12 protein-coding genes are annotated in these 16,248 nt (G+C 34.9%); 9 read left to right on the top strand and 3 right to left on the bottom strand.

Annotated features, from left to right (window positions below):
* Positions 1-442 precede the first annotated feature (442 nt).
* The 3 genes from AsAng_RS21980 to AsAng_RS21970 form a co-directional block, all read right to left on the bottom strand.
* Positions 443-682 (bottom strand): hypothetical protein, encoded by a 240-nt coding sequence (locus tag AsAng_RS21980; protein WP_264789256.1) that lies wholly within the window; start codon positions 680-682, stop codon positions 443-445.
* 203 nt (positions 683-885) lie between these two features.
* The gene (locus tag AsAng_RS21975) at positions 886-1,437 is read right to left on the bottom strand and encodes a sigma-70 family RNA polymerase sigma factor (protein WP_407655345.1); all 552 of its coding nucleotides are present in this window, start codon (positions 1,435-1,437) and stop codon (positions 886-888) included.
* Positions 1,438-1,725: 288 nt separating this feature from the next.
* Positions 1,726-3,105 carry a LutB/LldF family L-lactate oxidation iron-sulfur protein gene (locus AsAng_RS21970; protein WP_264789254.1) on the bottom strand — a complete coding sequence of 460 codons (1,380 nt, stop codon included), beginning with the start codon at positions 3,103-3,105 and terminating at the stop codon, positions 1,726-1,728.
* A 626-nt stretch (positions 3,106-3,731) separates the two neighbouring features.
* Between AsAng_RS21970 and AsAng_RS21965 the strand changes: the two genes are divergently transcribed.
* From AsAng_RS21965 to AsAng_RS21925, 9 genes are all read left to right on the top strand, one after another.
* On the top strand, positions 3,732-4,979 hold the full coding sequence (locus tag AsAng_RS21965; RefSeq protein WP_264789253.1) for a M16 family metallopeptidase: 1,248 nt from the start codon (positions 3,732-3,734) through the stop codon (positions 4,977-4,979).
* 212 nt (positions 4,980-5,191) lie between these two features.
* Positions 5,192-5,422, top strand: a complete 231-nt coding sequence (locus AsAng_RS21960) for a Sec-independent protein translocase subunit TatA/TatB (RefSeq protein WP_264789252.1) — start codon at positions 5,192-5,194, stop codon at positions 5,420-5,422.
* Between the two features lie 337 nt (positions 5,423-5,759).
* Positions 5,760-7,856: a transglycosylase SLT domain-containing protein gene (locus tag AsAng_RS21955; RefSeq protein WP_264789251.1), complete on the top strand. Its 2,097-nt coding sequence runs from the start codon at positions 5,760-5,762 to the stop codon at positions 7,854-7,856.
* A 669-nt stretch (positions 7,857-8,525) separates the two neighbouring features.
* On the top strand, positions 8,526-9,563 hold the full coding sequence (locus AsAng_RS21950; protein WP_264789250.1) for a hypothetical protein: 1,038 nt from the start codon (positions 8,526-8,528) through the stop codon (positions 9,561-9,563).
* A 175-nt stretch (positions 9,564-9,738) separates the two neighbouring features.
* Entirely contained in the window at positions 9,739-11,511 is a 1,773-nt protein-coding gene (locus AsAng_RS21945; RefSeq protein WP_264789249.1) for a glycosyl hydrolase family 18 protein, read from the top strand.
* A 56-nt stretch (positions 11,512-11,567) separates the two neighbouring features.
* Positions 11,568-13,745 carry a glycosyl hydrolase family 18 protein gene (locus AsAng_RS21940; RefSeq protein ID WP_264789248.1) on the top strand — a complete coding sequence of 726 codons (2,178 nt, stop codon included), beginning with the start codon at positions 11,568-11,570 and terminating at the stop codon, positions 13,743-13,745.
* A gap of 394 nt (positions 13,746-14,139) precedes the next feature.
* Positions 14,140-14,397 (top strand): hypothetical protein, encoded by a 258-nt coding sequence (locus AsAng_RS21935; protein WP_264789247.1) that lies wholly within the window; start codon positions 14,140-14,142, stop codon positions 14,395-14,397.
* A 31-nt stretch (positions 14,398-14,428) separates the two neighbouring features.
* Positions 14,429-14,989, top strand: a complete 561-nt coding sequence (locus AsAng_RS21930) for a DUF4255 domain-containing protein (RefSeq protein WP_264789246.1) — start codon at positions 14,429-14,431, stop codon at positions 14,987-14,989.
* A 65-nt stretch (positions 14,990-15,054) separates the two neighbouring features.
* A complete protein-coding gene (locus tag AsAng_RS21925; RefSeq protein WP_264789245.1) occupies positions 15,055-16,182 on the top strand; it encodes a hypothetical protein in 1,128 nt (375 codons plus the stop codon).
* Positions 16,183-16,248 lie beyond the last annotated feature (66 nt).

The raw sequence follows: 16,248 nt of genomic DNA, 5'->3' as shown, positions 1-16,248 counted from the left end.
CTTTTTTATGGTTGACAATTAGTTTATTGTGCTTTCTTTTTTTTGAAAAAATACAATAAATGAATATATGCGTGTTTTTTTTTAGAGAATTAGAAATAGGAAGAAAAAGATGAGATAAGAGGAGGAGAGAAACGATAGGTCTACCAGTTGTATGCCTAAAAGCTATGTCACGGATGGAGGTGTATTTGATGAAACAAAAAAGGAATTAATCTTAGATTAATTCCTTTTTTGATCTTTGTGTAACGATTTAAAATACGACACAAAGTCCTATTTAGTAAGTCGGTTATTCGTGTAAAAATCGGCTATATAACACTATACAGGGAGCGAATTATTACAGTAATAACGTCTATTTATTCCTGTGAACTATTTTCTACTTCTTATTATCGCTGGGGGCTAAAGAGTAGAAATGACGTTTATTATAAAAGGGGCAACAGAAAGCGTTTTAGAGAGAAGATTTAATTTTAGACTTAATGCTATTGATGAGTGCTGGAGAAACACTGCGGCGATTTACTTTTTTGCGAAGAAATTCACGAAAAGATTTTTCTTTTTGCAATTTAGCTAATTGCTCTGGAGAATTTTTGACATCAGTTAAAAATTCACGTGATTCTTGGTTTGAAAGGGCTCCATCAAGATACATAACTAATCTTCTTTGGAATTCCCCTGGATTGCCAGATGTTTTCATAATACTTACTTTTTTAATATAAATAGAACTAAATAGATTATTTTAATAACAGTTCATATTCTTATTGGTTAAATAAAATGTTTATAACACATGATGTTAGGTAGAACTGCGAGTTATTATTGATAACAGAAAATTTTACTTATTTAGACTTTAAACTATTACTATGCCAATTTGTAAAATTCTCTGTCATTAAAATCACAAAATTATTTTTTTTTCCCACGTTTGTCTTTGTACCCCATAGAATTGGCGTAATCCGTTAAACGCTCTTTAAGCATGTTTCTAGCCCGATGTAACCTAGATCTCACTGTACCAATAGGCGTATCAATTATTTTTGATATTTCTTCATAAGTAAAACCTTCAATGTCACAAAGCAGAATAACAGTTCGGAAATCAATTGGCAATGCATTAATAGCATTGGTTACTTCATCTCCCATCATTCCTTGAAAAATTTCTTCTCTTAAATCAAAGAAATCTACATAACTAGCATCTTCACTATCATGGTAAGAAGCGATTTCCTCATAGTCTACTTGCGTTGGGCGTTTGCTTCTTTTTCGATATTGATTAATAAAGGCGTTCTTTAATATTTTAAACAACCAAGCCTTCGCATTAGTTCCTTGAATATATTTATCTATAAATCGAAATGCCTTTAAATAGGTTTCTTGCACCAAGTCATTAGCATCTTCTTCGTTGTAACAAAGGTGGAATGCAAAGTTATAAAGCGCATCAATTTGTGGCATTAATTCGTTGTTAAACACAGCTAATTGCTCAGGTGTAGCTGCAGGAACTTCTTCTTGTTGGTCAACTTCTTCTTCGAGGTATTCGTTTTCGTTTTCCACGGTGATATTGTGTTTTGGTTGAAATTATTACCAATGTTTGACAAAGGAGTAAAGATATTTCTTAGATTTGAACCTAATAAAGGTACAGAATATAATATTCTATTAATATACCTTAATTTGTCAAGCATAGTTTCCAAAAATAAGCTTTTTTTTTAGAAATATATAATTCTAAGACTCAATCTGACTTTAGTCATATATAATTGAAGATTAGACTTTTCCTTTTTTCCACAATTGATTAAAAGTATATTTAGGAAATTTAGGAAATGTTCTTCGTTCTCCCCAAGCCTTTGATAAAAACAAATTTCCCACTAGATTTTTGCTAAATGAAGGAGCATTCATCATGGAGCGACTAAGCATAGCCGTTCGCCAAGCTTTCCACATAAATTGTTCGGATTTGGGGCGTAAGTTTTCAGCCTCTTCGTACGAGCGATTATACAGCAGCATTTTGTGCAAGTTGATATTAACAGGACAATTTTCTGTACAACTACCACATAGAGAGGAAGCATGGCTGAGGTGAGTGTTGTCTTCAAAATCTCCAATTCCCAAATGTGGGCTAATCACAGCACCTATAGGGCCACTATAAGGGCTATCATAAGTATGTCCCCCAATGGTTTGATAAACAGGGCAATTGTTGAGGCAAGAACCGCAGCGAATGCAGTACATCGATTCTCGCATATATTCATCCTGCATAATAGAACTACGCCCATTATCTAATAGGATAATATACATGTCTTCAGGACCATCTATTTCGTGTGTTTGTTTAGGACCACTTAATATCGTGTTGTAAACCGTCATATTTTGCCCCGTTCCATAAGTTGCCAAGAGTGGCAAGAACAAATCAAGTTGTTCGATGGAAGGAATCATTTTCTCAATTCCTACAATTGCAATATGCGTTTTGGGTAAGGTCGTGGTTAAACGTGCATTTCCTTCATTTTCTACCAAAACCATAGAGCCTGTATCGGCCAATAAAAAATTTCCGCCTGAGATACCAATATCCGCTTGTGCAAAACGTGCTCTTAATACTTTTCGAACATAAGCGGTGAGCTCTTCAGGAGTCGCAGTTAAGGGAGTGTCGAATTTTTCGTGAAACAACTCTGCAATGTCTTCTTTGGATAAATGCATTGCAGGTGTTACAATATGATAAGGGGCTTCTCCTTTTACTTGTACAATAAATTCCCCTAAATCTGTTTCCAGTACTTCAATATTTTGTTCTTCTAGTAAGCGATTGAGTTGAATTTCTTCTGTAATCATGGACTTAGATTTCACAACTACTTTAGCTGCTTTTTCTTTCATGATTTGGCTAATTGCATCTTGAGCTTGACTGATGTTTTCCGCCCAAATGACTTTTCCTCCTCGAGCGGTAAACTTTTCCTCAAATTCTTGTAGTAATTGAGCTAAATTAGCGACCGTATAAGCTTTTATGTTTTTTGCCGTTTGGCGAGCCTGTTCTAAATCTTGAAACTGTTGTTTACCCAAGGCAACTTTTGTATGGTATTTACCCATGTTAAATTTCAAGCGTTTTCGGTGTTCTTTTGAAAATGCTTTTTCTTCAGATTTTTCTAGAAAGGTAACAAGACGGTTATTCATTGACAAATGCTTATAGAAAGAAATGTAAAGGCTTGGATAGCCCAAAGAGATAATAATTAATAGTACGCTAAATTTAACAACTTCAGAAAGTATTGATTAAAGTTATCACAAAAATAACTAATTTTGCAATCCTTTTGGGGCTTTGGCTGTTTAAGAAGTAGTAGCCCATGCAATTTTTTAATTTTTTTCGTTCTTTGACAAATCGTGTGGAAATTTTAATTAATGGTCTTAATTGTACCGTTTGGGTATTAGATTTTAGAAATTAGATCGCTTCGCTTTTAGACTATATAGGTATGAATTGCAGCTATATAGTCTAAAAGCGAAGCGATCTAACAACAACGTGGTCTATGCTCTAATATCCCCAAATAGAATAATATCACCTTACCGTATAATTAGTAGCACACAATTTGTCAAAGAACCGTTTTTTAATAAAGAACTAAAAAAGTACTGCTTACATAGTTGATTGCCAGTTTGATGGTTTTTATGTGTTAGAGATGTTTGATTGACAATCAATTGGAGAAGTTTTTTGAATGGACTACTGAAATGGTGCAATAAATGCAAGGGGAATTCCTCAAAAGGATCTAGAGATTGATTTAGAAAAGAACGAAAAGATTTACAGTAATAAAATGGAATTTACACGATACCAGTTGGATAATGGGTTGAAATTATTGGTACATCAAGATAAAAGTACCCCCTTGGTTTCTGTCTGTATGACCTACAATGTAGGAACCAGAAATGAACAAGAAGGTAAGTCTGGTTTTGCACATTTGTTTGAACACCTCATGTTTGGAGGATCAAAGAATGCACCTAGTTTTGATGATTATATCCAACAGGCAGGGGGAGAGAATAATGCTTTTACCAATCAGGATATGACGGTTTATTATGAGTATATGCCTTGTCAAAATATAGAAATGGCGCTGTGGTTGGAAGCAGATAGAATGTTGTCTTTGAATTTGAATGAGAAAACATTGGAACGGGAAAGAAAAGTTGTGCTAGAAGAATTTAAAGAAAGTTGTCTTAATGAACCTTATGGAGATATTTGGCACCATATAGGTCCCTTGGCTTATCAAGTTCATCCTTACCAAGTTCCCACGATAGGAAAAATACCGAAACACATAGAAGAGGCAAGTTTGGAGGATGTTAAAGTCTTTTTTGATCAGTTTTATTGCCCTAATAATGCGATACTTAGTGTCAGTGGGAATATTAACCCTGAAGAGGTGTTCGTGCTAACTCAAAAATGGTTTGGAGAGATAAAAAAGCGGAAAATGCCCCCTACCGAGATGCCTTTGGAACCCATTCAAACAGAAAAACGTACCTTAGAGGTAAGTGCGAATGTTCCTTTAGATGCAATCTATTTGGTTTTTCATAGTGCTGAACGGAATAGCACGAATTATTATATCGATGATTTTATAACCGATGTTTTAGCAGAAGGAGATGCTTCGCAGCTTTATCAAAGTTTGGTCAAGGAGAAAGAATTTTTTGTTAATATTGATGCTTATATCACGGCTTCTATGGATAAGGGGCTGTTGATTGTAGAAGGCAAATTGGCAGAAGGAATTAGCTTGGAAGAAGCAGAAAAAGCAATCTGGGAAGAATTGGAACAGCTCAAAAAACACCTGTTGAGTGATTATGCGGTAGAAAAGTTTCAAAATAGAATTGAGCACAATCTAGAGTTTGGTGAAATGAACAATCTCAACAAGGCTATTAATCTGGGCTATTATGAATTATTAGGAGATGCAGCAATGATTAATGAAGAAAAGGCAAAGTACAATGCGATTACAGCAGCCGATATACAAAGGCGAAGCCATGAGCTTTTTCAAGAATTCAAAGCGTCGGTTTTGTATTATAGAGCTCAAAAAAGCGACAAGCAATAATTATCTTATTGCTAAATAGATTGGGTATTAAGCTTTTGCCCAATTATTTAACTTATGGGCTTTAAGCCTTTTATAATTCTACAAGTCAAAAGATTCAATTAAAAGTAGTATCTTTGTAGAAAAGAGAGAAACGTAAAATTATATAAAACAATAGTTGGTTGTTTTTGTCTTGTCAAAAATCAATTAGTTATTAAGTAAAAATACCATATATTATGAATACATTTTTGTTATTCCAATTCTTAGGTCCTGAAATGCTCCTAGTGTTTTTTGTCATCCTATTGTTGTTTGGTGGTAAAAAAATACCAGAATTGATGAGAGGTTTAGGAAAAGGGGTCCGTGAGTTTAATGATGCTCGTGATTCGGTAACCAAAGAATTTAGAGAGGGGATGAAAGATGGGGATAAAGAAAAAATTAAAATTGAGGAAAACTCAAAGGCTTCTTAATTTTAAACTTACTTTAAATTAATATTCGTTAATATTGCTCCCAAAGAGCAATAAATAGCTATTTTTTTGCTTTATTGTAAGAATAGTTGTTAACTAGCATAAAAACGAACAGGTTAGCGTCTAATGAATAGCTCTTTCTGTTCGTTTTTGTTTTTTTGAAAAAAAATATTTTTTTGTTAACTTTACTGTCAGCTTAAAACTCATAATTGAATTGAGAGGCAAAAATAAGCTTTCAGATAAGACCAACTATTGATCGTCCTCAATGGGTTTATGTTTCAATTAGATAGAAAGAAAAATACAATTCAAGAGCCCCTAATAAGCAAAATACTACCTAATAATGAATTTTAATTGTACTGCATTAAAAACTACTTGGTTAGTTTTATTGACTTTGTGTTGTTACAACTGGACTTATGCCACTTCCCCTGATTTTCCTGAGATCAATGATGATTTGAGTAAATTATTGGTAGATGGAATGGGCGGTTTGATGAATGACTATCCTAATGAAGATCCTGATTTTCCTACGTTTACCGATGAGCATTATCGTGCTCGTTTTATGGAAATGTCTGGTGCCATTCAATATCGTCTAACCGCAGACATTAAAAATCATATTATTCATAGAACGGAGCGCTATAGAAGTGCTACAGAGCGTACTTTGGGCTTAACTGAAATGTATTTCCCCATCTTTGAGGAATATTTAGCAGCCAAGAATATTCCCCACCATCTTAAGTATTTGCCTATTGTAGAGTCTAATCTTAATGCTGTTGCCAAATCTCATGCTTCGGCAGTTGGCTTGTGGCAATTTATTCCTGGAACAGGTAAGTTGTATGGTTTAAAAGTAGCTTCTTATTTAGATGAAAGAAGTGATACGCACAAGGCTTCTAATGCGGCTGCTACTATGTTGGCTAATTTGTATAAGCGATATGGAGATTGGCCGTTGGCGTTGGCTGCTTATAATTGTGGTCCAGGGCGTGTAGATAAGTATGTAAAAGGAAACGACAAAAATTTTTGGGACATCAGAAAATTTTTGCCTAGAGAAACACAAATGTATGTGCCTTATTTTATGGCCGTGGCTTACTCTTATGAGTTTTATCATTTGCATGAACTGAAACCCAAGCGTTTGCCTTCGGATTTAGTCTTGACAGATTCTATTCATCTAGAACCAGGTTATCAAACGCTTTCTCAATTGAGCAAAACGTATAAAATAGATAAGGACACGCTTAAGCGACTTAATCCTGGATACATCAAAAACTATGTGCCTTCTAGCTCCAAAAATAGCATTTTGGTCTTGCCTGCTCGTATTGTGGCTAAGGTGAGAGGCTACGAGGCTGGATGGAAGCGCATTATGTCTATGAAAACAGAAAATCCAATTAAATGTATTCGTAGAGTTAATACTGAGGCAGATTTGAATAGAATGATGCGAGCGCATCGTTTTTCTCGTCAAGATTTATTGTTTTGGAATGGGTTGCCTTCGAATTATCGAGTCAAAAAAGGGGATGTTATTGCCATTAGGAAGTATTATGTTCCTAAAGATGCTTGGGCTAAGAAAGAGGTGCGCAAGAATATCAAAGGCATTTCTATTGCTTCTCTAAAAGTAGTTGGGTTAGATGACAAAAAGAAAAAGGCCGTCACTGCGCCCGTATACGTAACGATAAAAAGCAAAAAATTAGCACAAAAAATAGCTGCTTCATCCGTAAATCCAACCCATAGAAATAATAATTCTAATTTAAAAACAGCTCCTACCAAAGGAAATCCATATCAATTGAGTAACAAGGCAACTGCATTGACGGCTCAGAAAGCTAGAAAAACAGAAGTCATTACAACTGTGTCTAAAAATCGAAGCCGTGGGCGTAGACTAAGAAATAATGCTAGCTCTAACTCCAATTCGTATCTGGTTCCTACTAAGAATAATCCTAAAATTATTGAAAAGAAAGTAGAGCAACCTTTAGTACGTGAACCTGCTGTTTCACAAGCTGCTTTAGCGCAAAAAAAGATTGAAGATGCTGCTATAAAAAAAGCTACTGCAACTAGGCAAGTAAAACAATTGAGTCGCTCTATACAATCCAAAGAGCAGGCGGTTATCAAGGCTAAAGCGTATACCCCTACTAGTGCAGAAGAGGTGTCTACACTTTCTTATTTAACGAAGGAAGTTGCTGTGCTTAAGAAGGAGCGATTAGCAAAAAAAAAAGCTAGCGAACTTAACAAGGTAAAAGCCGCAAAAGCATTAAAAGAAAAGCAAGAGTTGGAGGCAAAAAAGGCAGCAGAAAAGCAATTAGCCAACACGTATCAATATCATATTGTTACGGAGAAAGAAACGATCTGGGACATTGAAAAACAATACCAAGGAATATCTGCTAGAAGTATTTTGTTGTTAAATAATATTTCGACCAGCACTATTTTGAGAAAAGGAATGAAGCTGAAAATTAGAGTACAATAGGAAGCCTAAAATTCTACGAGCATAAGTTATGCTCAACTCTAAAAACTTATCAATGATAACAAGCAATGGTTGAAAAACAGTTGCTCATGATAAATTAATCATATTTTAATCTATACAAGAGGTGCAAAATGGCACCTCTTTTTTATTATTACAAGATAAACTTGAATTTTATTTATTCTTTTTCAAAAAAAGAACTAAATTGGTGTAGGTGTAATTTTTTAGATTAAAAGAGCATTAATGCTTTGTTTGGGAAACAAATTTAAAGTACGCATAGGCTGAATGGATAAGTAGGATCTAAAAAATATTGCTCTTTTGTTGTATCCCCAGTCTTTTGATTGAAGTTTTGTTGAGAACTTCATCGTAGTCTCTTTCTTCATAAAAGATTACCTCTCCTGAAAATACTGAGTAAAAGCGTCAGTATTTTAACAATGTCCTAGCTTTGTTTCGATCAATCTTCTATAAGAAAATGGTAAAAACATCTTAAATAATTCCGATAATACAAGGGATGGGATAGACCAAAACACAAGCTAATAATTTTTCAATATTAGATTAGTAAAAATATTCTTACCTACTAATGTATTTATGAAATGATTTAATTTATATCTTTATATAATGAAACCCAAAAAAGAACAAACGAATAATAATACTATACACCCAATATCACAAACTATGAGATGCTTCTTTATCTTCTTTTGTTTTTGTTGCGCCCTTCTTCCATCTCACCTCTATGCTCAAGGAAAAATAGAGCTGTTTAATAACTTGGAACAAATTGGAGCATTTAAGAGTTTGCACAAAACATTTGATCTAAAAACAGGGGAGGATCTTATCGTAACGGTCACTCCAATGAAGGGTGTTTTGGGAAAACTTGTGATTGATATTCCCGAATCTCAGTTTCAGTATGTCAACAAAAAAATAAAAAAATTAGATCGAGCGCTTATCAGGGTAACAAAATCTGGAACTTATGCTTTTCATTTTGTTAATAATGACATCAGCAAAAAAGAACTAGACATTAAAATTTATAAGCAAAGAAGTACCGTAGATAAAGACACGGTCATTTTGGACGATATTATCTTTTCTTCTTTTAGAGATACAGTCAAAACCTACAAAGATGACACAATTCCTGTGCCTGATCTAGCAGAGTATGAATTTGTATTAAGCCCTGCTCTAAATTATGGTGCCGTAAGCGATTCGCTTATTTTTGAAGAATTGCTAAAAGATGAAAACACCGAATATCAATATGCAGCTTATTGGGTCGGGATTGGTACAGAGGCATTGGCTGCTTATGAAAAGCTAAAAAATAATCCTCCTCCTAGTTGGCGAATTGCTGGCATTAATGAACCTTTAATGGCGTATGGCTTGGGGGTAACAGAATTATTGCCGCACAGCTCCTCATCTATAGCCAGAGATGTTATGTTTAAATTCATGAATCCAGAAAAATATAACAACACGAATAAAAAACCTAGATTAACCCGTAAAGATAAACGAGCTGATTTCTTTGGTAGAATCCCGATTAGTAGTGCTAGCAAATATAGAGAGCTTCTTTTGAGTATTCGCAATTTTAATACAACAACAGGAGTGCCCGTATATGTGAAATTTGCGAAGTTTAAATTACAAAGAGTTTATCGTAATGAATACATTATTAGAGAGCGGGTTCAAGAAATCTTTAGAGAAAAAACAATGCAGGTATTGGCACCTGAAGAAGGCTAAACTAACACGGTGTAAACTATTTATGTAAACACAGTTAATAGATTATAAGACATCAGCTGTTCATTTAAATTATAACAATGTGAAACACTCGATTACAATCCATTATTTAAAATATATTTTTTGTTTGATTCTGTGTCTCTTCTTTATCAACCTCGAATCTCTAGAGGCTCAAGGAATGATTCAAACTAAAGTAAAGAGTAAAGTCCGACGAGAAGCTTACAAGAATGCAAGTATTCTTAAGTCTTCTGCCAAGGTGAAAGCTAAAAGTACAAAGAGAGCTTTGAAGGAGTCTTTGAAGGGAGGTAGAGGAGGAGATGGTACGAACTTAGATCCTACTTTAGATGAATTGATTGAAGATGAAGAAACCAAGACAAGCCTCTATGACAATACCAATAAAAAACGTTATGTTGAGTTATTGGGGGAGTGGACAATGATGCCTAGCGATGCAGAACTTTTGGCTAGAGCCAAAATCAAGGCAATTCAAGATTCTCTTAATAATATTGATCGAAAATATTTTCGGGTAACAAAAAATATATGGGACGATAGCCGACCTATGATTGTTTTTGGCTGGCATCCGCATTGGATGGGGGATATTTATAAGGGCTACGATTTTGATTTGTTTAATGTAGTTTCTTATTATTCTTATGATATTAACCCCGATAATGGTGCGCCCCAAAACTCTGCTGTTATGGCTAATTTTTTGGCGGGAGATTTTGTCAGTACTGCCCACAAAAAAGGTTGTAGCGCTTTGTTGTCTATCACTTGTCATGGAGAGCAAAATGTGATGCGATTTTTGGAACAAAATATACCTGCTCAACAGCGATTTTTAGATTCTATTCTGTATATTTTGGATTCTACCAATGCCGATGGTATTGAAATTAACTTTGAAGGCGTAAATACTGCTGTAAAGGATGACTTTTTTAAGTTCATTCGAATTTTATCTACGACAGTTACTGGGGCTAGGGGAGATACCAGTTTTGTTTTCTTAAGTGTTCCTGCCTATGATCCTGACAATGTTTATGATATTGCAGAGTTGCAGCGTTTTGTAGATATTTTTGTGGTAAAAGGCTTTGATTTTCAAGAAACACCAGATGGTTTAAAAAAATTACCAACAGCACCTTTAAATTACAGCCCTTTAACATCAGCTCCAGATATAAGAACATCTGTTGATAAATACATTGCCAACTTAGGACCTTTGTATAGTGGTCGGCTTATTTTGGCTTTGCCCTATTATGGGACGAGGTGGTTTACAGATGGTATAACAGAGGAAATTCTCAATATGGATGCCATTACTTATGGCGATATTCAGTTTGATTTTGTTATGCAACAAGATGACTTTCTCAAATACCCAGGAGCTAGGTTGGGCTATGATAGTTCAAAAACCTGCTATACCTTCAAGTATTATGATTATTATGATGTAGATACGACGCTTGGGGAGGTTCCTGTAGATGTGACCTTGTATTTTGATGATAGTACAAGTTTGCGTAAAAAGTATCGTTACCTAATGGATGCTCGTTTAGGCGGGGTTGGAATTCAGTTTTTAGGCAATGATAGTGGCTTTGAGCATCTAGAGCAGTTGCTTTCGGATGAATTTATGGAAATGGTAGAACCTCACAACGAAAAATTAGCAGAGCTGAATGAAAAAAGCAATGAATTCCGTCAAAACTCTATCTATGCCTTAGCCGTATTGCTTTACTTGGCGATTTTTATGGCAATAGGTCTTTGTGCTGCTTTGTTTAACCAACAGATACGTCAAGCTTTATTTGATAATGGAAGGTTTAGAGTCATGTATATGATTTTCTTTACATTCCTATTGTTGCTCTTAGGAGGATATATGGGCTTATTTAAAGGAGCTACCATTCCATTGTTGGTTGGGGTGATCTTTGGTGCTGTAATGAGCTGGGGAGGATGGAAATATGTTACTAAGAAAAAATCGCTAACTCCATAAACCAAATTGAATTTGGAACTGCTACTATTCGGTTCCACACTATATTACGACCAACTATGAAACAATCAATAATAACATATTCTTTTGCTCAGTTAATTTTTTGGTGCTGGCTTGTTGTTTTAGCACCCCTTGATTTATGTGCTCAACTTTGGGGAGATGATTTGGATTCTATAGAACAAGCTCGTATTACTAAAAGAAGAAGCTTGCAAGCTAATAGTCCGATACAGGAACGTGTGGATGACAAAATTAATGAACGCAGGTTGTTGATGCTAGCTTATGAATGGTGGGAAGTTCCTACAGATATAGAGCAGAGAAGAATCGATAAGGCGTTGGATAGTCGATACGAAAGTTATAATACTTCGCTTGAAAATTCGGATTGGAGAAATAAAGTAGGTGTTTTTTATAGAAGTAATAATAAGATTTCTCCCAAACAGAACTTGACGGTTTTGGGATGGCATCCCTACTGGAAAGGAGACACGTACAAAACGTATAATTATCGACTATTAACACACTTAGCTTATTATGGTTATGAAGTTAATCCATTTACTGGGGGCTATTCTAATTTTGAAGCTATTTATGACTTTATAGATAGCGACTTGATCATGACAGCTCATCTAGATAGCTGTAAAGTTTTATTGACCGTGAGCAATAGAGGGTATGCCAACAATGAAATCTTTTTTACGAGTGAACCAGATGTACAACGGAACCTAATTGACAGTCTGAAGAGTATTTTGATACGATCGGGAGCAGATGGGATTGATTTGAACTTTGAGGAAGTACCGATTAGTCAAAAAGATAATTTTATTGCTTTTGTTAAAGAACTATCGTTTGCTATTCGGGAAGACAATAATGATTATGTCATTAGTATGTCAGTGCCTATTTATGACAAAGATAATGTGTACGACTTGCCCAAATTGAAGCCTTGGATTGATTTATTTGTGATCAGCAGCTTTAACTTCCATATAAAACCAACGGAGTTGCAAGAAGGTCCTTTGTCTCCTTTAGTCACTAAGGATGCCTCTATTCGTGGAACGGTTTGTTTGTACCAGTTGTACACGACATTAGATCAACTATTAGCAGTACCCTATAATATAACAAGTGTTGTACTTGAGCATGATCAAGTTTATGAAACTAGGTTGAAAGATTCGCTAAATTATTATATCCAGCGTACCTACAAAAACTTGGAGTATAAGCCTTATGATATAACCGATGTTCTGAATACCATTAAAATTACTAAGGATGAAGACGGACGTCCTTTGTGGCAAAGTCCTCAGATCAACCGTTTGTTGAGGAGAACCAATTGTGTTGGCATGCTCTCGCAAGAATCTAGTGCTACCAAAGAAAATGAAGGGGTTGGCTTTTTTATTTTTAGTCCCAAAAGGGATACGTTGATCTTTAAAGAACTTGACTTGTTTGAGAATATTGCAGTACAGGCAGATGTAGATTCTCAGCAAGTAGATTTAAATGTGCTCGTTGATTACTACAAAGAAAAAATAGGGAACGATCATGTTAGTAGTTTGGTTTTAGGGCTGCCTTATCATGGAGCTGTTTGGTACAAAGATAGAACAGGCGAAAAGGATTTTGAAGGGTATATGCCTTATAGCGAGATATTGAGATTAGCCGAAAAGGGGCGAGCTAGTATTGATTATGATAAAGCTACTCATTCTATGGAGGCTACGGTAAGAGATTCTTTGGGAGGAGTATACAAGATTTATTTTGACAATTCTACTTCCTTAGGGCGTAAGTTCGATTTTGCTATCGATGAAGGCTTAGGGGGAGTTGGTTTGTGGGCCTTAGGAGCCGATTATGCGCATGTAGATTTATGGTCTACTATTGAAGAAAGCTTTGTTACTAGAAGAGTTTGGAATGAGGACAAAAGAAATTATGGACGAATAACAATTGATAAAGAAAATAAGGTAGAGTACACCATCTTATATTTGCTAAAGCGTTTCAGCAACCTAATTTTTGCTACTTTATTTTTGATTACCATCTTTATTTGTATCAGTTTTGGTTTTTCTGTATTGGACTGGAAAGTGAGGGATGTTTTGTTTTACAGTGGAGCTTTTCGAATTTTTTATTTGGTTGTTTTTACGATTGTTATTTTGGTACTTGGCAACTGGATGGGCTGGTTCCAGAATAAAATGATAACATTTGCAATTGGAACAGGTCTAGGCTTGTTGCTAACTTGGGTAGCCTCTAATATAGTGGAGAATAGGCATAAAGAATTGCCTTAATTAGAGCAGAAACAATAGAGATACTAAGTTGAAAAACAAAAATAACTAACAACAGATTACTCGTAGTGCTTGTGAGATCAGTTAGCTGTGTTGCGATTAGGTGATGAGCCTCTTTTTTCCGCTTACCAGTTGAAAAATGCACTCTAATTGTTAACCTACTCTTTTGTTCTTCAATTTAAATACATAAATAAAAAGCAGTTATTCATATTTCTGTTTTAACATTACTGCGTTGATCAATCAAATACATGAGCAAAGCGAACTGCGCTAGTTTATAGCTAAAGCTATAAAGGAAAAAGCAATGTTTTTTTGCTTTTTTACAACTATTCTCATGAGCATAGCGAACTAAAAAAAGCAAAAAATAACGGAGTATTATTTTAAATTAAAACTAAAAAAAATGGGAAAAGTAATTGCCCGAGAATTTATCTGGTTGATGGTAGGGCTTATAGCGGCAATACCTTTGGGAATCGTATTTTTATGGTTTTTTGGGTTTACTAGCGAAATAATTAACTTATCAGAAATTCGTAAGAATTATATCTTTTGGTTATATTTAATAGGCTATTTTACCTCTTTTGTAGGTATTTATATCATTCGATTTGTGTCTATGGCACTAAAATCCTTGACAGCTCCAGAAGAAGAGTTGGAAGAAGAATAATCTTGTATTTTTTAACTAGTTTTTGCGTCCAATGATTCATGAAGCAGTAGCCGCCATTGCTGGCGAACTCAATCGATTTTTGCAGTCCAAGCATAACATTACAGAGGAAAAAGTAGTCATGTCCAGTATTATCAACTTAGATGGCAGTATAGCCGTTCAAGAGCCCGATAAAATTGTGATGACACTCACGAATATAGAAATGGACAAAACTCAAAGTAATGTAGGGGGCTACAAACAGACTCCTAGAGGAAATTATAAAAAAGTGAAACCTCCTGTTCATGTCAATATCACTATTTTGTTTTCGGCCTATTTTACCAGCGAAAACTACTTGGAGGGACTTAAGTTTATTTCTTCTGTCATTGCTTTTTTTCAATCGAGATCAGGAGCTTTTTCGCCACAAGATACGCCTGTGATGAATGGTGTGATTGAGCGAATGCAGGCAGAATTAATTTCTTTTGAAACAAGAGATTTGAGCAACTTCTGGGGATTAATGGGATCTAAATATCTCCCTTCAGTGGTTTACAAAATCAAAACATTACCAATCAAACACGATGTCTTGTATCCTGAAATACCTGTCATCAAGAAGACATAAAGCACTTAAGATAGAAGGAGAGGACGATGAGTGCAAAAATGAAATGTATAAAATAGAGTAATCTAATGGCAAAAATACGGAAAAATAAAAAAGGAGCTTTCCCAAAAATACAGCTCAATTTATTAGCTCAATTCCAAGAGTTATTAAATTTTGAGGTCAAACATGATTTTTTTAGAACGGGAGTGTTTCCTAAAGGCAAGGTTTCGCTTAAACCAACGGAAGAAACATTAAAAGAATTGTCTCGCCATCGTCTCCAGTATCGTTCTATGCCAAGTGGTTTTATGTTGGGCTATGCTTCTACCGATTCTTATACACCAGTCAAGGATATTAAGAAGCCCATTCATTTGTCTTTTTTGTTGGATGTTGCAGATATAAAGTTTTTAAATTACACCGACCTTCCCTTTGAATTTGAGGAAGACACGATGTTTTATTTTAATAACAAAAGCTTGGAAAAAGAAGATACCGAGCATAAAAACTTGTCGTTAAATCAATATGTAACGGCAGAGGATAAGGTAGATATATGTGGCTTTTTGTTCAATTATGATTTTGACGAAGAACAATATGGAACAGAAGTACAGGTAATGAATGTGTTTGATGAAATTGTCTTTGAAGAAATTTTGGAAGATGGCATTGATACCTGTGAGATTAGTTTGGTGGGGCAACCAGAAGGCAAGTATTCTATCTTGGTGGATGGTTTAGAGGAGAAATCATTTTATTTGTACAATGGTCTAAAGACTTTATTTGGAATTATTGATATTTTTATAGATAAAGATGATTTTGGCGAATATGCCTTTTTTGATGATGATGGTGAGGTAGTTGTACAAGATTATAACATCCATTTTGGAAATAGATCGGTTCGCTGGCAATATTTATTGATAGAGAACGGTAACAATCAGATGTATAAAGATCATGAAATCTACGACACAACAAAAAAAGAAGGATATGAACCAATGCTATTTGAAGCGGCGGAAGCAGGGACGATAGATGGGGGCAAGGAAATCTTTAGTATATGGACTTCTGAGCCGATCAAATTTAGAGAACAACAGCAAGAAAAGTTCAAATTGAAGACCAAAAGAGGAAAAAGTGGAGTAGAGTGGATCGTTCAATTGCCCTGTGCATCGGCACTTGGGAACTTAAAGGTAAATTTATCAGATAAATCTGAGGTTTATTCAGAATTAATAGTATATTTGTAAGCACCTTAAAAATGACGTCAAATTTAAGGTCGAAATTTAAAAATTATTAAATCAACTAAATTTAAA

The sequence above is a fragment of the Aureispira anguillae genome (assembly GCF_026000115.1).
Lineage (GTDB): Bacteria > Bacteroidota > Bacteroidia > Chitinophagales > Saprospiraceae > Aureispira > Aureispira anguillae.
This window is presented reverse-complemented; position numbering and strand designations above follow the sequence as displayed.